Source organism: Flavobacterium sp. B330r (genome assembly GCF_056824325.1).
The window spans coordinates 1,952,453-1,971,958 of record NZ_CP124860.1 but is presented as its reverse complement, the minus strand read 5'-3'; the positions used below and the strand labels follow the sequence as shown (position 1 = coordinate 1,971,958).

The following is a 19,506-nucleotide window of genomic DNA, read 5'->3' as shown; positions in this document are numbered from 1 at the left end:
GAAAATCTTCTTCATTTAGAAAATTAAGATAGAAGAATCACTTGTAAATTATTCGCAATTATTTTCAAAAAACTTGCAATTTAAATCTAAAAAACATATTTTAATCTCGTTAAAAAATCAATTTTAACCAATTCATTTACAATAGTTTTACTCCGAAATCGTTGTCATTTTTTTAAGAAAATTTTGAGAACCTAAACCATTGCAAGATTGTAACTTATGAAGTATCTTTGCACCCTAATTCGAAATTCATAAAATGAATAAACTATTGATTGTTGGAACAGTTGCTTTCGACGCGATTGAAACTCCTTTCGGAAAAACAGATAAAATATTAGGTGGTGCTGCAACGTATATTGGTTTATCAGCTTCATTTTTTAACTTGCAATCGGCCATTGTTTCTGTAGTTGGCGACGATTTCCCTCAAGAACATTTAGATCTTTTAACTTCAAAAAATATTGATATCTCTGGTATCGAAATTGTAAAAGGAGGAAAGACTTTTTTCTGGAGCGGTTTATACCACAACGATTTAAATTCTAGAGACACTCTTGTAACAGAGTTGAACGTTTTAGCTGATTTTCAGCCGAAGGTTCCTCAAAACTACAAAGATGCTGATGTTGTCATGTTAGGAAACTTACATCCATTAGTTCAAAGCAGTGTTTTAGATCAAATGGAGAAAAAACCAAAATTAGTTGTTTTAGATACAATGAACTTTTGGATGGATTGCGCTCTTCCTGAATTATTAGACGTTATTAAACGTGTAGATGTTATTACAATCAATGATGAAGAAGCTAGACAGCTTTCTGGCGAATATTCATTAGTAAAAGCAGCTTCTAAAATCCAAGACATGGGGCCAAAATATGTGGTGATCAAAAAAGGAGAGCACGGAGCACTTTTATTCCACAACAGAGAAGTATTCTTTGCACCAGCTTTACCATTAGAAGATGTTTTTGATCCAACTGGAGCTGGAGATACTTTCGCAGGTGGTTTCTCTGGATTTATTGCGCAAAGCGAAAACATCTCGTTTAACAACATGAAGAATGCAATTATTTATGGTTCAAATTTAGCTTCGTTCTGCGTTGAAAAATTTGGAACTGAAAGGATGGAAACATTAAGCAAAGCCGAAGTAGCGATTCGATTACAACAATTTAAGTCGTTAACTCAGTTTGACATAGAAATATAATGCCTAAGAGCCTCGATAAAACGGGGCTTTTTTTATTACGTTAATACACACAACTTACAACAACACACAAATAACAAAAAACAATGAGCGACGCTTTAAAACACGAATGTGGTATAGCCTTAGTTAGACTACTAAAACCGCTTGAATATTATAAAGAAAAATACGGAACTGCTTTCTACGGAATCCAGAAGATGTATTTAATGATGGAAAAACAGCACAACCGCGGACAAGACGGAGCTGGTTTTGCTAGCATTAAATTTGATGTTGAACCTGGACAGCGCTATATTAGCAGAGTTCGATCAAATCATTCGCAACCTATCCAAGATGTTTTCAAACAAATCAATGAGCGCGTTAGTGAAGAACTAAAAGCGCATCCAGAACTGGGAGACGACATGAAAGAACTAAAAGCAAATATTCCGTACGTTGGAGAATTGTTTTTAGGCCACGTTCGTTACGGAACTTTTGGAAAAAACAGCATCGAAAGCGTTCACCCATTCTTACGTCAAAGTAACTGGATGCACCGTAACTTGATTTTGGCAGGAAACTTCAACATGACCAATGTTAAGGAGCTTTTCGAAAATCTGGTTGAATTAGGACAGCATCCAAAAGAAATGGCTGATACTGTTACGGTAATGGAAAAAATTGGTCACTTCTTAGACAAGGAAGTAATGCAATTGTACCAAGACTGTAAAGCTGAAGGATATTCTAAAAGAGAAGCTTCTCCAGTAATTGCAGAACGTTTGGATATCGCTAAAATATTAGGCCGTTCGGCCAAAAACTTAGATGGAGGTTATGCAATGGCTGGTTTATTAGGTCATGGTGATGCTTTTGTTTTTAGAGATCCAGCAGGAATTCGTCCAGCTTACTTTTATCAAGATGATGAAGTTGTGGTCGTAGCTTCTGAAAGACCTGTTATTCAAACTGTATTCAACGTTCCTTTTGAAAGTGTTCAAGAAATCGATCCGGGCCACGCTTTAATCATTAAGAAAAACGGAAATGTTTCTATGAATCAAATCTTGGAACCAACAATCAAAAAAGCTTGTTCGTTCGAAAGAATTTATTTCTCAAGAGGAAGCGACGCCGAAATTTACCAAGAACGTAAAGATTTAGGAAAATTAATTTTACCAGCTGTTCTTAAAGCTATTGATAGCGATACAGATAACACTGTTTTCTCTTATATTCCAAATACAGCCGAAACTTCTTTTTATGGTTTAGTTGAAGCTGCTCAGGATTTCTTAAACCAGAGAAAAAACAATTATATTCTTGAAAATAGAAATACATTAACGACAGAAACCCTTCAGGAACTTTTAGCTGTAAAAATTCGCACTGAAAAAGTAGCAATTAAAGATGCTAAACTTAGAACTTTTATTACCGAAGACAGCAGCCGTGACGATTTAGTGGCTCACGTTTATGATGTTACTTATGGTGTAATTAAACCAGAAGATAATTTGGTAATTATCGACGACAGTATTGTTCGGGGTACTACATTGAAAATGAGTATCATTAAAATGATGGATCGCTTGAAACCAAAACGTATCGTAATCGTTTCATCTGCACCACAAATTCGTTATCCAGATTGTTACGGAATTGATATGGCAAAACTAGAAGGCCTAGTTGCTTTTAGAGCTGCTCTTGCTTTATTAAAAGAAAGAAATCTTTACCATATTGTAGATGAAGTATATGCAAAATGTAAAGCTCAAGAAAATTTCCTTGATAAAGATGTTGTAAACTACGTAACAGCAATTTACGACCAGTTTACAGACGAGGAGATTTCAGATAAAATAGCAGAAATGTTAAGCTCACCAGAAATAAATGCTGAAGTTAAAATCATCTTCCAAACCGTAGACGATTTACACAAAGCATGTCCTAAAAATTTAGGAGACTGGTACTTTACAGGAGACTACCCAACTCCTGGTGGAAATCGAGTTGTAAATCGCGCCTTCATGAATTTTTACGAAGGAAAAGATGCTCGAGCTTATTAATAAAATACTAACAAAAGGTTAAATTGTGCATTTCATCGGTTTTTTTTGCCGTTCATCCTATTTCTTTGGTGAAATTGAAAAGCTATGATACTTTTGAGATACCATAACATTAGTAGGTTAAGTTTATGGTAGATTTGGGGCAAAAAGGGTGGAAGAAATTCCACCTTTTTTATTGGAATTAACTCAAACAATTTATAAACAGCCGATTATATCTCTTAATCGGATTTACTTACCTTTCATCTAAATTTTTTTCATCACAAAAATATCCACCATACATTTACTACACCATAACATTAGTAGGTTAGTTTATGGTAAATTTGGGGCAAAAAAGGCAGAGTAATATCTGCCTTTTTTATTTTAATCCGTAATGCACTGAAAAACAATTGCTTAAATGATTTTTATCGGATATAATTGCGTTTCATCTAAAAAATTTTCTTTATAAAAATGTCCACCATACATTTACTGAACCATAACATTAGTAGGTTAGTTTATGGTAGATTTGGGGCAAAAAAGGTGGAAGAAATTCCGCCTTTTTTATTGAAATACATCCGCGATTCACAAAAACAAGCATTATACGCCTTTAATCGGATATACTTGCTTTTTATCTGATAAGTTTCTTTTAAAAAAACATCTGCCATACCTTTACAGGACCATAACATTAGTAGGTTAAGTTTATGGTAGATTTGGGGCAAAAAAGGCAGAGTAATATCTGCCTTTTTTATTTTTCTTTTTTTTGAGAAGATAGAAAAGAAAATAGAAGAAAGAAAATAGAAGAAAGAGAATAGAACGAAAATGTATATATAAAAAAAGACGAGCACCTTTGGGCTCGTCTTTTATCTTTATTCTTTATTCTATTTTCTTATTTGTCTAAAGCAAATCTTCTAGCAACTTCTGTCCAGTTAATTACACTGAAAAAAGCTTCAATATAATCTGGTCTTCTGTTTTGGTAGTTTAAGTAGTAAGCGTGCTCCCAAACGTCCATTCCTAAGATTGGAGTTCCACCGTTACCAGCAACTTCTGGCATTAATGGATTATCTTGATTTGGAGTACCTACAACTTCTAATTTTCCTCCTTTTTGAACTGTTAACCAAGCCCATCCAGAACCGAATTGTGTAGCTCCAGCTTTAGCAAATTTTGCCTTAAATTCTTCGAATGATCCGAAAGAAGCTTCGATTGCAGCCAATAAATCACCTGTAGGCAATCCTCCTCCATTTGGAGACATTACAGTCCAGAATAAATTGTGGTTGTAAAAACCTCCACCATTGTTACGAACTGCAGCGTTAGATTTATCTAAGTTGATTAAGATGTTTTCGATTGTTTTTCCTTCTAAATCTGTTCCAGCAATAGCTGCGTTAAGATTTGTAGTGTAGGCGTTGTGGTGCTTTGTATGATGGATTTCCATTGTACGTGCATCAATATGTGGTTCTAATGCATCGTATGCATAAGGTAATTGTGGTAATTCAAAAGCCATGGTATTATGATTTTTATGGTTTATAAATAATTTATCCCAAATTTAGACATTTAACTTTGGAATTGAAAATACTATTTCGTTATAATTGAATTAAATTCTCTGATAATTTACATTTTTACAATATAAACATCTGAAAATCTTTATTTTCCATTAAATGTTGTCATTGTATTTTCTAAACCAGCCGTTCCAAAAGTTCTAATAATTTCTGCTGAAGTTTCTAAACGTTCTGGAAGTTTTGCTTCTTCTTCAGGTGTCCATTCTCCTAAAACATAATCTACCTGCTGTCCCTTTTTGAATTCATCACTAATACCAAATCTATAGCGTGTATAATTTTGTGTATTTAAAACCAAATTAATGTTTTTTAAACCGTTATGACCACCGTCGCTTCCTTTTGGTTTGATTCTAATAGTGCCAAATGACAGATTTAAATCGTCTGTAATAACCAAAATATTCTCTAATGGTATATTTTCTTTATCCATCCAATATTTTACCGCTTTACCGCTTAAGTTCATGTAAGTGTTTGGCTTTAAAAGAAAAAAGGTTCTTCCTTTAAATTTGTATTCAGCCAAAGCGCCTATTTTTACGGTTTCAAACGAAAGCCCTTCTTTTTTTGCTAAAAAGTCTAGGACTTTAAATCCGATATTATGTCTGGTGTTTACGTATTCGGCTCCGATATTTCCTAATCCGACGATTAAATATTTTTTACTCACGCTTTCTATATTGTTTTTTTGGTGTTCGTGAACCTCCGGTTTGCTATTATCTTGTGTGTTCCCTTCTTTTGATGGCGATGAAAACAGTTTTGTTATCCATTTTATCATGATTGCAAAAGTAAGATTAATTAGAGAATGTGGCAATTGGATAATTTGAAAATGTGAAAATTAGAGAATTGACTGTTGCCCGAGATTTAACCGCAAAGATCGCAAGGGTTTTGCGTTAAGAACGCTAAGAAATAGCTTTTACTGAGATTTGCAAGGAACACAAAGACTTCGACTTCGCTCAGTCTGACAACGATGAAAAAACTTAGTATCTCAGACTCTTAGCAACTTAGGACCTTATGAAAAAGATATTTTCTTACTAGCCCTGACAGGAGCGGCATCCTTTTTCTGGCTTCTTTAGCCAGGAAAAGATACAGCGGATGGCAGGAATGTTACATCTTATGAAAACGGAAAGTTGCTGCTTCTAAAAAATAATTAGAGAATTTGAGAATGTGGCAATTAGAGAATTCTTAAAGTAGCTTCGACTCCGCTCAACCTAATACGTATACTATTTGTCAGGCTGAGCGGAGTCGAGGCACTTTTGCAGTAAAAAACTTAGAACCTTAGGAACTCAGCATCTCAGAACCTCAATAAAAAAGCCCCAATCGTAAGATTGAGGCTTTTTGTATAGTTTAAAAAAAATTATTTTTTCTTTCCTTTTGCAGGAGCTTTTGCAGCTTTTGCAGCCTCTTGAGCAGCTTTCATAGCAGCACGAGAGATTCTCACTTGACAAACAACTGTGTTGTCTGGGTGCATAATTTTGTACTCTGGTTTTCCAACTTTAGTAACATATAATTTGTTACCCATTTCAAGTGGAGTGATGTCAGCTTCAACGAAATCAGGAAGATTTGCTGGTAAAGCTTTAACTTTTAATTTACGTTGGTTTAAACGTAAAACACCTCCCGCAAGAACACCTTTAGATGTACCAACGATTTTCACAGGAACTTCCATTGTGATTTCTTTATCATCAAATAATTGGAAGAAGTCAATGTGTAAAATTTTGTCAGTTACTGGGTGAACTTGGATATCTTGCAAAATTGCATTGAATGATTTTCCTTTTCCAAGCTCAATCACAACTGTGTGTGCATTTGGAGTGTAAACCAAGTTTTTGAACGCTGCAGCGTCTGCTGAGAAGTGTACTGCTTGATTTCCTCCGTATAACACGCAAGGAACCGCTCCAGCATTACGTAAGGCTTTAGTTGACACTTTGCCCACGCTTTCTCTTTCTGATCCTTTAATTGTAATCGATTTCATTGTAAAAAAAATATAGTTATTAATATAAATATTCTATTTTGTAAGCTTTAAGCACTAGACTTCAGGCTTTTTATGCAAAGTAAATAAGCTTACGGCCTAATGCCTACAGCTTACTGCTTTTACATAATGAATTTTCCACTGATGGAATTGTTGTGGTGAACCATCTGCATAACCTCAGCAAATAGAGGCGCACAGCTTACCACTTTTATCTTTTTTGACTCTTTCTTTAACGGAATAGAATCTGTTACGATTAACTCTGTTAATTTTGAGTTTTCGATTTTTTCGTATGCTCCGCCAGATAAAATAGCGTGCGTACAAATTGCTCTTACACTTAGCGCTCCCTTTTCGATCATTAGGTCTGCCGCTTTCGCTAAAGTTCCTCCTGTATCGATCATGTCATCTACTAAGATTACGTTACGTCCTTTTACTTCACCAATAAGCTCCATAGTGTCGATAACGTTGGCTGCTTTTCTTTGTTTGTAACAGATTACTACATCTGATTCTAAAAACTTAGAGTAAGCATATGCTCTTTTTGAACCTCCCATATCTGGAGATGCAATTGTTAGATTATCTAATTTTAAACTTTCTACGTATGGTAAAAAGATGGTAGATGCAAATAAATGATCTACTGGTTTTTCAAAGAATCCTTGAATCTGGTCTGCGTGCAAATCCATAGTCATGATTCTTGTTGCTCCTGCAGCAGTCAATAGGTTTGCCACTAACTTTGCTCCAATTGGAACTCTTGGTTTGTCTTTTCTATCTTGTCTTGCCCAACCAAAATAAGGCATAACAGCTGTAATATGTCTTGCTGATGCACGTTTTGCCGCATCAATCATTAACAACAATTCCATCAGATTATCTGCACTTGGAAAAGTTGAACATACGATGAATACTCGTAAACCTCTTATTGATTCTTCGTAAGACGGCTGAAATTCTCCATCACTATACGTTGACATCGTTACTTTTCCTAACGGAATTCCGTAATCTTTTGCAATTTTTTCTGCAAGATAAACACTTTGTGAACAAGCAAAAATTTTAGCTTCTGGTTCTAGGTGCGACATTGTAATTTGTTGTTTTATCCCGTTACTTTTAAAAAAATTCAACTTTATATTTCAATAAAGTGGAATGCGTATAAATGTCTCGGATGTAGTTAGTTGTGTGTGCTTCGTTTTAACGAGCTGCAAATTTATAAAATTTATTGAACACTGAAAGCAAAAATTTAAGTATTTTTAGTAGTTCGTTTAAAATTATTTTTTACATTTGCACCGTGTTAAAGGAATGGCGCCATTTATGACTTCATTCTATTGCGTTAAAATAATCGCTTTTGGTTATTTTTTCGTCTGCTAAGCCCGGATGGCGGAATTGGTAGACGCGCTGGTCTCAAACACCTGTGGGAAACCGTGCCGGTTCGACTCCGGCTCCGGGTACGAAAAACCTCTTCTTAACGGAAGAGGTTTTTTCTTTTATACTACTTCACAACTTCCATTATGCAAAACAGGAAAATTGCAAGAATTAGCAATAAAACACAATTGATTTGCTTTATGATGCAACTCTAAAGCCAATTCTATTTGATCTGAATTTGAGATTTTTACTTTCGGATATAATCTTGCCTCAACAAAACGTCCGCTTCCTTCTGGATTTACTTCTAAGGTCGCTTCTGCATTGTCTGAATACTCCAGAACTTCTATTCCGTTTTGTGAGCAGACATATAAATATGACATCATGTGGCAGGAAACTAAACTGCTTAACAATAAATCTTCAGGATTGTATAATTCTGGATCACCTTTAAAAGCTTTTGCTGCCGAAACATCTAAAATGGGTTTTCCTTCAACTTGAATTTGATGGCTTTTGGTATAGAATCTTTTGGAAGAATCTGCTAATTTTTGTTTGGAAGTCCAGTTTGCTTCTGCTTTGAAAATGTGTTTGAAAGTCATTTTTTTTGTTTTTTTTAGCCACGAATTAAATAATTCATGGCTAAAATAACACAATTCTGTTGATCCAATTTTATTTATCCCATTTAGTAAAATCTGAATCTGGTCTTTTAAAAGGTTCTGATAAAAACTTATTTGCTATTGTATTAAATACTTCCGGGCTTGAAGCCGGCGCAAAATGGGTTTCTCCAGGCATAATACATAGCTGTGCCTTAGGTATATTTTCGAAAATTTCAACGGTATGCTCATTTCTGATTACGTCTCTATCTCCAGCTATTACAAGCACTTTTGCTTTTATTTTTGATAAATCTTTTGCTGCAATATTAGGTTGATATGCCAAAAGTCCAGTAAGTTGTTTCAGCAGATTCCAATTCTCACTAGTGTCTTTTTCTTTAATTTTTGAAATAATCAATTTCCTAAAATTCTGAACATATTTTGCCGCCCACGAATAAATAGCTGTAGAATCAGGTCGTAAATTGGCACCCATCGCTATAATTTTCTTTATTTTTGACTTCCCTGAAATCCCCATTTGTAATCCAACAATTCCTCCGTCACTCCATCCAATAATACTTATTGAATCCAGTTTTAAGTGATTAACTAATGCTTCAGTATCTTTTGTCATTTGGACAAATGTTAAAGAATCTGTTTTCAACTCTGATTTGCCTTGTCCTCTACTATCAAGAGCAATAACTCTGTATTTACTTTTAAAATAAGCAATCTGATTTCCCATTGTTTCAATACTTCCACTATTTCCGTGAATCAATAACAACGGTTCTCCCTTTCCATATTCTTCATAATAGATTTTAGCTCCATTGAGTTCGACAAACTTTCCGACAGCAGTATTGTTACCATAAGGCGTGTCAAATTTAGAATTCATCTGAACCTGAGCATGTACAATTCCAAATAATGAAGAAGTTAATAATAGCAGTAATGCTTGAAGTGGTTTTTTCATAAGGGAGGTTTTTGTTATAGTTATATTACAAACGTAAGAAATAATTTAACAAATTAACAAAGTCATTACAAATCTTAATGCGTTTTATTATTTACAAATAAAAAAACCTCGAAAGCATTTAACTTCCGAGGTTTTTAGAGAATTACTAAACTAATTAACAGATTCTAAAACTATTTTTTTACCGAGAATTTAAAAGTAGTTTTAGTTTTATAATTTTCTCCCGGGTTTAAAACCGTTGTTGGGAAATTTTTCTGGTTTGGAGAATCTGGATAATGTTCTGTTTCTAAACACAATCCTGTTCTGTGTGCAAAAGTTCCTCCATTTGACATTGGTAAAGTTCCATCAAGGAAATTTCCAGAGTAGAACTGAATTCCAGGTTCGTCTGTTGTCATTTCCATAATCCTTCCGCTTGCTGCGTGATATACTTTTGCAATAATTGTTTTTCCTTTTTCAGAGTTATTCAACACCCAACAGTGGTCGTAACCTTTTCCTTTTTCTAACTGCTCATTTTTAGCATTGATATCTTTTCCAATTAATTTTGGAGTTCTGAAATCGAAAGGTGTACCAGCAACATCTTCTAATTTTCCTGTCGGAATCAAATCTGCATCAACTGGAACTAATTTATCAGCATTTAAAGTCAATTCATGATCCAAGATTGTTTTGGTAAAATCTCCTGATAGATTGAAGTATGAATGTTGAGTTAAATTAACAACTGTTTTTTTGTCTGTTGTTGCTTCGTAAAGCACTTCCAACTGATTATCATTTGTCAAGGTATAAGTCACAAAAACCTTTAAGTTTCCTGGATAACCTTCTTCCATATCTTTACTTACATAAGATAATTTTAAAGAAGCTGTATCACCAGATTTAACCTCATCTGCTTTCCAAACTACATTAAAAAACCCTTGTGGACCTCCGTGCAAAGCATTTGGGGCGTTGTTTAAAGCCAATTGATATTCTTTTCCATCTAATGAAAATTTACCTTTGGCAATTCGGTTTCCGTATCTTCCGATCAAAGCTCCAAAAAATGGATTTTCTTTTTCATATTGAGCCAAAGAACTGAATCCTATTACTACATTTTCAGAAACACCAGCTTTATTAGGCACTTTCAAATCCGTAATTCTTCCACCAAAAGTGATGATGTCCACTTCCATCCCGTTTTGGTTTTTCAATTTATAGCTTTCTACTTTTTCTCCTTTAGCAGTAGTTCCATATTCCGATTTGTCAATTGTAACTAAAGCTTTTGCATCGGCTTCCGTTTTTTCTGTATCAGCTTTTTTATCGCCTTTACACTGAACTGAAACTATAGCAATACCAAGCATGCTTAATATGAAAAGAGAGCGTTTTAATACATTCATAAATGATAATTTTGGGTTTGTAAAAAAGTTAAATGTTAGATGTAAATTGTTAGATGTGAAATTTAATCATTTTAAAAATGTAAAAATTACCTTTTTAAGTTTTTTCACATTTTACATCTTACAAATTACATTTTACCGCCTTACAGGCCGTGTTGAAACAAATGGAAATACGCTTCGTTAGCATTGATTTTATCTTTAAACTCTCTTACAGTCGTTTTTTCATCGATTACCAATAATTCGATTCCAGCGATGTCTGCAAAATCTTCCATATATTCTGTTGTGATTGACTGGCTGTAAACCGTGTGGTGCGCTCCTCCAGCTAAAATCCAAGCTGTTGCTGCAACTTCTAAATTTGGTTTACAATCCCATAAAACTCTAGCAACTGGAAGTTTTGGTAATTCTGCCATTGGTTTTATAGCTTCAACTTCGTTCACGATTAAACGGAAACGAGTTCCCATATCAACCAAAGAAACATTGATTGCATCTCCTGCAGGCGAATTAAAAACCAAACGAGCAGGATCTTCTTTTCCTCCAATTCCTAATGGATGAACTTCACATGAAGGTTTTCCGTCAGCAATAGATGGACAAATCTCTAACATATGAGATCCTAAAACATATGATTTTTGTGGTGTGAAATGGTATGTATAATCTTCCATGAAAGAAGTTCCGCCTTCTAAACCAATACACATTACTTTTAAAGCTCTAACCATTGCAGCTGTTTTCCAGTCTCCTTCTCCACCAAAACCATAACCATCGGCCATTAATCTTTGTGTGGCAATTCCTGGAAGTTGTTTCCAAGCTCCAAGGTTTTCGAATGTATCTGTAAAAGCACCGAATCCTCCTTCTTCAAGGAAAGCTCTTAATCCTAATTCGATTTTTGCTGCTTCAACCAAAGAACTTCTTTGTGCACCGCCTTCTTTTAATGAATCTGTTAAGTTGTATGATTGCTCGTAAACGGCTAATAAATCATTTAATTCTTTGTCAGTTACTTTTTCGATATGTTTGGTAACATCTGAAGAATCGTAACCGTTTACAGACATTCCGAAACGAATTTGAGCCTCCACTTTATCACCTTCTGTTACGGCAACTTCACGCATATTGTCTCCAATACGAGCAACTTTTAAGTTTTGAAGTTCGTCCCATCCTAAGACAACTCTTGACCAGATTCCTAATTGTTTCTGCACTCTTTGATCTTCCCAATGTCCAACAACAACTTTACGTTTTTTACGTAATCTAGACATGATAAAACCGAATTCACGATCTCCGTGAGCCGATTGGTTCAAGTTCATGAAATCCATGTCGATGCTTCCCCACGGAATTTCAGCATTATATTGTGTGTGTAAATGGCATAATGGTTTTTTAAGGATATTTAAACCGCCAATCCACATTTTTGCTGGAGAGAAAGTATGCATCCAAGCGATAATTCCGATACAGTTTTTAGTAGAATTCGCCGCCAAACATACATCTAAAATCTGCGATGGAGATTTCACCACATCTTTGTAAACCACTTTTACTGGAATTGAAGACGAAGCGTCTAATCCTTTTGCAATTATCTGAGAGTGTTCCGCTACTTTTCTAAGTGTTTCTTCACCGTATAATTCCTGGCTTCCTACTACAAACCATACTTCTTTTTGAGATATATCTATCATTTTGTTTAATCGTTTATTTGTTTAATCGTCAAATCGTTTTTCTTTATCTAAAATTCACGATTAACGAAAATCTTTACTCTTTGTTCTTTATTCTATTTTCTTTAATCTAAAATCTGCACTCTAAAATCTAAAATCACTACTGTCCGTAATACGAATCTTTTCCGTGTTTACGGTTGTAATGTTTCTTTATTAATGAATCTTTTAATCTTGGTGCGTTTGGATTTATTTGTAAAGTCAAGTAAGCCATTTCTGCCACAACTTCTAAGACTTTACTATTATAAACCGCTTTTGCTGCATTTTTTCCCCATGCAAACGGACCGTGATTTCCAATCAGAATCATTTCTACTTCTTCATAAGAAAGATTCTTTTCTTTGAAGCAATCTAGAATCTGAATTCCGGTATTGTGTTCGTAGTTTCCTTCAATTAAATGATCTGCCATCGGCGGCGCGCACGGAATATCTGCTGTTAAATGATCGGCATGCGTTGTTCCGAAAATTGGAATATCTTGTTGCGATTGTGCCCAAGCCACAGAATAAGTAGCGTGCGTATGAGCCACTCCGCCAATATTTGGCCAATGTTTGTATAAATAAGCATGCGTTTTAGTGTCAGATGACGGACGCATTGTACCTTCAATAATATTATTATCAAAATCGACAATTACGATATCTTCAGGTTTTAAATCTTCGTAAGGAACACCGCTTGGCTTAATGGCAAAAACACCATTTTTTCTATCCACGGCACTTACATTTCCAAAAGTATACACCACCAAATTCAATGCATTTAACTGCATATTGGCTTCGTAACATTCTTGTTTTAAATCTTTATATTGAGAGCTCATGTTGCGATATTTTAAGGTTTGGATCTGCAAAAGCACTTAATTTTTCGTATCCCAAAAGCAGTTTATGATACGCTTCAACTTGGTCTGTCTGAGGGAAATATTCACCATCAAAATCACTTCCGATTTTCTGGCTTGCTTCGATTACATTTGGATAAATTCCAGCTGCAACGGCTGCATAAATTGCCGCTCCTAAAGCTGGTGTTTGATCTGAAGCTGCAATTTTAATTGGCTTATTTAAAACATTAGCCAAAGTCTGCATGATGAAAGGAGATTTTCTAGCAACACCGCCAATTCCAATTACGCTGTCGATTTTTACACCTTCTTCTTCAAAACGATCTACAATTTTCTTTGCTCCAAAACAGATTGCGTTTACTAAAGCTTTAAAAATATGAGGTGCTTTTGTTCCTAAAGAAAGATTCGAAATCGCACTTTTTAATTCCTGATTAGCATCTGGAGTTCTGCGTCCGTTAATCCAATCTAAAGCAATTGGAAGACTTTCTGAAACGGGGATTTTCTCTGCTTCTTTCGTTAATTCTACAATTAATTTATCGCTGAATTCCTCTCTTAACTGCTCTTTTTGAGCCTCATTTAAAACAGAAGATGTTCCTAATAAATGTTCAGTTGGCCACATTAATAATTCTTTGTACCAAGCCAATAAATCTCCAAAAGCAGATTGTCCTGCTTCTAAACCAATAAAGCCCGGAATAACAGAACCGTCAACTTGTCCGCAGATTCCGCGAACCGTTTTTGTTCCCACCTCATCATAAGAACCAACAAGGATATCACAAGTTGAAGTTCCCATAACACGAACTAAAGTATTCTCTTCGATTTTAGCTCCAACCGCTCCAGAATGTGCATCAAAAGTTCCAACAGCCACAACAGTTTCTGTCGAAAGCCCTAAACGATCTGCCCATTCTTTGCTTAAATTTCCGGCAACTAAATCAGAGGTATAAGTTTCATCGTATAAATTACCGCGAAGCTGCGCTAAATACGGATGTAATTTTTCTAAGAATTCAACTGGCGGTAATCCGTTCCAGTCTGCGTGCCACATTGCTTTGTGACCTGCGGCGCAACGGCTTCTTTTGAAGGTTTTTAAATCTTTATCTTCAATTAACAAATACGTCATTAAATCGCAATGCTCCATCCAGGTGTGCGCTGCATTTCTAACCGCTTCGTCTTGTCTTGCAATATGAAGGATTTTTGCCCAAAACCATTCAGAAGAATAAATTCCGCCCACATATTTTGTAACATCTTCTCCACCCCAGCTTACTGCCAATTCGTTGATTTCGTTTGCTTCATTTATAGAAGTATGGTCTTTCCATAAAACCATCATCGCATTTGGGTTTTCTTCAAAACCTTTTGTCAAGGCCAAGGGCGTTCCGTCTTTTGTAACCGGCACCGGAGACGATCCAGTTGTATCAATACAAATTCCTTTTACTAACGAAGGATCTACTTTACTTTCTTTTACAACGTTTTGAATCGTCGTTTCCAATCCTTCAATATGATCCAAAGGATGCTGGCGAAATTGGTTTATAGAAGCGTCACAATATTGTTTGTTTTTCCATCTTTTGTAATGAGAAACATTCGATGCTAGCTCCTGCCCATTTTCTGTATCAATTAGCACCGCGCGAACAGAATCTGTTCCGTAGTCCAATCCTATTACATAATTTTTCATTCGTATTTTATTTTTAAAATATTGACAAATATAATTATAAATAATTTATAAGTGTATAAAAAACACTTAACAAAATTCTGTTCTTTAATTTTTACAAAAAATGCATCAAAACAAGGATTTATGATCAAAACAAAAAATAAATGTCAATGTTACATTTATAATGTTGCGATTATTTCATCTTAATTTTCAAAACAGCCACAGAATAAGCTGAAAAATCATACTGAACTTTACATCCGCTTACCAAAAACTGACTTTTTTTGAACTAATTTTGATTGGTACTGCAAATGATTTTTCGCCATTACCATTTGGCCTTTTTAGTTAAATTCGAATATTGGTCTACCGTTTTCATCAAACTTTAATTTCATCATTCTCGCATGACGATTAGGATCATATAATGGATCTGCAATAATTTCTTTCAACGGTCTTTTATCTGTTGCAGGCACCACTTTTGGATCACCAACAGCTTTTTCGTAATCCCTTGCATGATAAATTACTAATGGTTCTCCGTTTTCATCCACAGTGAATGAGTTATGTCCTGGCCCATAAATCTTTTTGGCTTCATTGGTTTTTAATACTGGATATCTAGATTTTTTCCAAGAATTTCTATCTAGTAAATCAGCATTTTCATCTGCTTCCATCATTCCCATACTGTAACAAGAACCAGTAGCACTTGCCGAAAAAGTAATGTAAATTTTCCCTTTGTTTTTAATAACCGCAGGACCTTCATTTACCCAAAAACCTACGCGTTCCCAATCATAATCGGGAGTCGTTAGCATGAATTGAACTGTTTTTAGTTTTACTGGCGATTCCATTTCGGCTAAATACAAATTGGAAGCAGCGAACTGTCCGCCTGTTTTTTCTGCCCAACAGAAATAGCGTTTATTTTTATGCTCAAATACAGTTCCGTCCAGAGAAAAATCGGTAAAGCTTTTCGGATCTGCATCAGCTGCCTGCATTTGCCCAAGTTCAATCCACTTGTCACGTAAAGGATCCTGACCTGTACATTGCAAAACATACGGTCTTAATTTCCAAATATCCTCTTCTTCACTTGCTGCAAAATACACGTACCATTTTCCATCTAAATAATGAATTTCAGGAGCCCACACATGACGACTCATTGGTCCGCTTTTATGTTTTTCCCATACTCTAAAGGTTTCAGCATTTTGAAGCTCAGCAATAGATTTTGCACGTCTTAACTCTATAGCGTCGTAGGTTGGTACCGATCCTGTAAAATAGTAGTACCCATCTGTATGCTTGTAAATAAAAGGATCTGCTCTTTGCAAGACTATAGGTTTATTAGTTAAAGTTGTTTTTGTAGTAGTCACTTCTTTAGACAGTTCTTTTTCTGCTTTTTTATCTGTACAGGAAGAAACACTTACAAAAACAATTGCTGAAAGTGCCCAATTTTTTAATAGGTTTGTTTGCATGTTATACTGGTTTGTTTGCATTTAATTTATTTGTGAGGAATTCAGTCTTTAAAATCAATCCACACTTTCATTTTCCCAACTCCACGATTTGACCAAGAATAATATGGAATGGCTTTGAATTTTGAATTTTCGATGACATTTACACCTTGCAATAAATTGGCTTCTTTTCTCACTTTGAAAGTATCTGAAGAAGAAATGTCGATTTTATCAAAGTTGTTTTTATTGTCGATTTCTTCAACAGCATATACTATCGGACCATATTCTAAAGACACTTTGTTTTTGTTTGTTTCAACTTTAGAATTAGTCTCTACTTCTTGAACTTCCATCGGGAAATTAAGCGCTATTTTGTCTCCTTTTTTCCAGCTTCTAGTCACATTGAAATAGCCATTTTCAGGCTGAATTGCTACTATTTCTCCGTTTACAGTAATGGTTGGTTTTTGAGTTGAAGCCTTCTTATACGTATACAAATCTCCTGGCAAAACTTCATTTCTTGCCCAGCCTGGAACTCTAAGTTTAATCGTGAATTGGCTTTCTTTTTTAGGATTAACCGAGATTCTAACTTTTCCGTTCCAAGGATAAGAAGTCTGTTGCGAAATCTGTAAATCGGTTTTTCCTAAGGTGAAAGAAGCATCGTTTGAAGCATATAAATTCACATACAAATCGTTCTTTGTTTTCGAATAAATCAATCCTGGAATTGACGGAATAAAACGAATTAAATTAGTTGGACAGCAAGAGCAGTCAAACCAAGCCTGACGCGTGCAAGAGCCTCTGTTTGATTTGTAAACACCATCGGCTTCTAAGGCATTTGGATAGAAAAATTGTTTTCCGTCAAGCGAAATACCCGAAATTAATCCATTATACATCGTTCTTTCTATGACATCAAAATATTGTGATTTCCCGTATAAATTATGCAGTCTATGATTCCAATATACATCGCCAATTGCCGCACAGGTTTCGTTGTAAGCCGTTAGATTTGGTAATTCATAATTGGCTCCAAAAGCTTCACCGTCGTGTCTTGAACCGATTCCGCCTGTGATGTACATTTTTTTATTGACCATATTATCCCATAAATTATTTACGGCATTTTCATAGGCTTTATCTTTGGTCATGGCAACAATATCGGTCATTCCTGCGTACATATAAACGGCACGAACCGCATGCCCCACAACTTCATTTTGCTGAATTACAGGAATATGATCCTGTGCATATTCTCCGTATAATTTATGATTGTTCGGATTTCCGCGATTGTCCAAATAGTATTTTGCCAATTTCAGATAATCTTCTTTTCCTGTAATCTGGTATAATTTTATCAAGCCCGTTTCTACAATCTGATGCCCCGGAACTCCTTTTACCTGTCCTGGATTATCTCCAAAAGTTCGCACCAGCATATCGGCAGCTTTTATCGCAATGTCAAGAAAATTGGTTTTTCCTGTGGCTTCATAATGCACGATTGCCGCTTCAATTAAATGTCCTGGATTATACAATTCGTGGCTAATCTGCAAAGATTCCCAACGTTTTCCTTCAATTACAGGAACCCAAGGTGCTGGTGGTTTTGCGGGATTTATCGTTCTCCAAGTGGTAATATATCCGTCTGGTTCCTGACCAATTTTTACAATGGCAATCATCGAATCTAAAACTCTTTCCAATTTCGGATTCGGAGCACTGATTAAAGTGTTGGATGCTCCTTCTATGATTTTGTAAACATCGGTATCATCAAAAGGCATATCGCCTCGCACTTTTCCAGTTTTCTGTTTTCCAGCGATTAAAAAGTTCTCAAAACGACCTTCTTCATCACATTTCTTAATCGCATATTCGATTGTTACTTCCTGCACTCTTTTGATAATTGGAAGCCAAAAAGAATCTGTCAGTTTTACATTTTGAATGTTAACCGGCTCTATTTCGTAACCTGCTTTTAAAACAGATGTTTTATGCTGCACCACATCATTCTTGGTCTCTTTGCAGGAAACCAAAATCAGAAGTGACATGAAAATCGTTAAAATGGGTAAGTTGTATTTCTTCATTATTGTTGTATTCTATTTTAAAACAGGCCACAAATCAGTATCCCATTGTATTTCTCTAATCACTAATCTTGATGTTCCGTTGCTTTTCTTTTCGTAACCGTGATAAAACATATAATCTTTTCCATCAAAAGTATAAGCACTGTTATGGCCTACGCCAAAGTAATTTTCATCCCCTTGAACTACTAAACTTCCTCCACCTTGATCGAGTTGTTTCCCTTCTTTATCCAAATAAGGTCCTGCTACATTTTTTGATCTTCCAACAACCACTTTGTAAGTGCTTTTTTCTCCGCGACAGCATAAATCCCAAGAAAGAAATTGATAATAGTATCCGTTTTTCTTAAAAATGAAAGGAGCTTCTAGCGCGCCATCTCCTGGATCTGAATCTGTTAATTCAAAAGATCTTTTACGTTTTGAAATCGTATGCCATTCCTGAGGTTGTGCAATTGATTTTAAATCGGGATTTAATTTTACCAATTTCAATCCTTCCCAAAAAGAACCGAAAGAAAGCCAAGGCGTGTTGTTTTCATCAAAAATTAGATTCGGATCAATAGCGTTCCACATATCTCTGTTTGGTTGTGATTGAATGACAATTCCGTGATCGACCCATTTGTAATTTTTATCTTTTGGATCTAAAGTTGTATTAGTCGCAACGCCAATCGCCGATGTGTTTTTGGCGAAAGCCGAAACTGAATAATACAGATAATAGGTATTGTTGTGAAATGAAATATCTGGCGCCCAAATATGATTTTTAAAATCGGCCGCAACGCCATCTGCCCAAACTGGTTTTTCTTTGAAAACTTGTGATTCTTTGTTCCATTTTTTTAAATCTTTCGAGCTAAAAACACTGATTCCGTTCCCTGTACAATACAAATAATAAGTGTCTTTTTGCTTAATAACAACAGGATCGTGCACGACAATTTCCTGCGCCATAATTACCGAAGTTGTCAGCATCAAAAAAATTGAAATTGTATATTTTATATTTTTGTAAACCATATAAGTGATTTAAGTAAGTTTAAGTT

The 19,506-nt window shown here is 35.2% G+C and carries 15 protein-coding genes and 1 tRNA gene; 3 read left to right on the top strand and 13 right to left on the bottom strand.

Annotation, left to right across the window (positions count from 1 at the left end; translation table 11 throughout):
• Window positions 1–253 precede the first annotated feature (253 nt).
• Both QLQ95_RS08945 and QLQ95_RS08940 read left to right on the top strand, forming a co-directional pair.
• On the top strand, window positions 254–1,177 hold the full coding sequence (locus QLQ95_RS08945; RefSeq protein WP_095930683.1) for a PfkB family carbohydrate kinase: 924 nt from the start codon (window positions 254–256) through the stop codon (window positions 1,175–1,177).
• 83 nt (window positions 1,178–1,260) lie between these two features.
• On the top strand, window positions 1,261–3,159 hold the full coding sequence (locus tag QLQ95_RS08940) for an amidophosphoribosyltransferase (protein ID WP_248728938.1): 1,899 nt from the start codon (window positions 1,261–1,263) through the stop codon (window positions 3,157–3,159).
• An 859-nt stretch (window positions 3,160–4,018) separates the two neighbouring features.
• Here QLQ95_RS08940 and QLQ95_RS08935 read toward each other — a convergent pair.
• The 4 genes from QLQ95_RS08935 to QLQ95_RS08920 form a co-directional block, all read right to left on the bottom strand.
• The gene (locus QLQ95_RS08935; RefSeq protein WP_095930681.1) at window positions 4,019–4,630 is read right to left on the bottom strand and encodes a superoxide dismutase; all 612 of its coding nucleotides are present in this window, start codon (window positions 4,628–4,630) and stop codon (window positions 4,019–4,021) included.
• A gap of 140 nt (window positions 4,631–4,770) precedes the next feature.
• The gene (gene pth, locus QLQ95_RS08930; protein WP_482503474.1) at window positions 4,771–5,448 is read right to left on the bottom strand and encodes an aminoacyl-tRNA hydrolase; all 678 of its coding nucleotides are present in this window, start codon (window positions 5,446–5,448) and stop codon (window positions 4,771–4,773) included.
• Window positions 5,449–6,027: 579 nt separating this feature from the next.
• Window positions 6,028–6,639 (bottom strand): 50S ribosomal protein L25/general stress protein Ctc, encoded by a 612-nt coding sequence (locus QLQ95_RS08925; protein WP_026727205.1) that lies wholly within the window; start codon window positions 6,637–6,639, stop codon window positions 6,028–6,030.
• A gap of 119 nt (window positions 6,640–6,758) precedes the next feature.
• Entirely contained in the window at window positions 6,759–7,700 is a 942-nt protein-coding gene (locus tag QLQ95_RS08920; protein ID WP_095930679.1) for a ribose-phosphate pyrophosphokinase, read from the bottom strand.
• 286 nt (window positions 7,701–7,986) lie between these two features.
• Between QLQ95_RS08920 and QLQ95_RS08915 the strand changes: the two genes are divergently transcribed.
• A tRNA-Leu gene (locus QLQ95_RS08915) sits at window positions 7,987–8,066 on the top strand.
• Between the two features lie 36 nt (window positions 8,067–8,102).
• On the opposite strand, the gene QLQ95_RS08910 is transcribed toward QLQ95_RS08915, so the two are convergent.
• The 9 genes from QLQ95_RS08910 to QLQ95_RS08870 all read right to left on the bottom strand — a co-directional run bounded on the left by QLQ95_RS08910 (window position 8,103) and on the right by QLQ95_RS08870 (window position 19,480).
• Window positions 8,103–8,573, bottom strand: a complete 471-nt coding sequence (locus tag QLQ95_RS08910) for an OsmC family protein (protein WP_482503471.1) — start codon at window positions 8,571–8,573, stop codon at window positions 8,103–8,105.
• 70 nt (window positions 8,574–8,643) lie between these two features.
• The gene (locus QLQ95_RS08905) at window positions 8,644–9,522 is read right to left on the bottom strand and encodes an alpha/beta fold hydrolase (protein WP_428237505.1); all 879 of its coding nucleotides are present in this window, start codon (window positions 9,520–9,522) and stop codon (window positions 8,644–8,646) included.
• 170 nt (window positions 9,523–9,692) lie between these two features.
• Window positions 9,693–10,877, bottom strand: a complete 1,185-nt coding sequence (locus QLQ95_RS08900; protein WP_482503469.1) for an aldose epimerase family protein — start codon at window positions 10,875–10,877, stop codon at window positions 9,693–9,695.
• Window positions 10,878–11,017: 140 nt separating this feature from the next.
• A complete protein-coding gene (araA, locus tag QLQ95_RS08895) occupies window positions 11,018–12,526 on the bottom strand; it encodes an L-arabinose isomerase (protein WP_482503468.1) in 1,509 nt (502 codons plus the stop codon).
• Between the two features lie 136 nt (window positions 12,527–12,662).
• Window positions 12,663–13,364 (bottom strand): L-ribulose-5-phosphate 4-epimerase, encoded by a 702-nt coding sequence (locus QLQ95_RS08890; RefSeq protein ID WP_320494387.1) that lies wholly within the window; start codon window positions 13,362–13,364, stop codon window positions 12,663–12,665.
• A complete protein-coding gene (locus tag QLQ95_RS08885; protein WP_320494386.1) occupies window positions 13,348–15,039 on the bottom strand; it encodes a ribulokinase in 1,692 nt (563 codons plus the stop codon). Before QLQ95_RS08885 ends, QLQ95_RS08890 begins: the two co-directional genes overlap by 17 nt.
• A gap of 314 nt (window positions 15,040–15,353) precedes the next feature.
• Entirely contained in the window at window positions 15,354–16,466 is a 1,113-nt protein-coding gene (locus QLQ95_RS08880) for a glycoside hydrolase family 43 protein (RefSeq protein ID WP_482503466.1), read from the bottom strand.
• A 41-nt stretch (window positions 16,467–16,507) separates the two neighbouring features.
• Window positions 16,508–18,487 (bottom strand): glycoside hydrolase family 127 protein, encoded by a 1,980-nt coding sequence (locus QLQ95_RS08875; RefSeq protein WP_482503464.1) that lies wholly within the window; start codon window positions 18,485–18,487, stop codon window positions 16,508–16,510.
• 12 nt (window positions 18,488–18,499) lie between these two features.
• Window positions 18,500–19,480: a family 43 glycosylhydrolase gene (locus QLQ95_RS08870; protein ID WP_482503462.1), complete on the bottom strand. Its 981-nt coding sequence runs from the start codon at window positions 19,478–19,480 to the stop codon at window positions 18,500–18,502.
• Window positions 19,481–19,506: the final 26 nt, after the last annotated feature.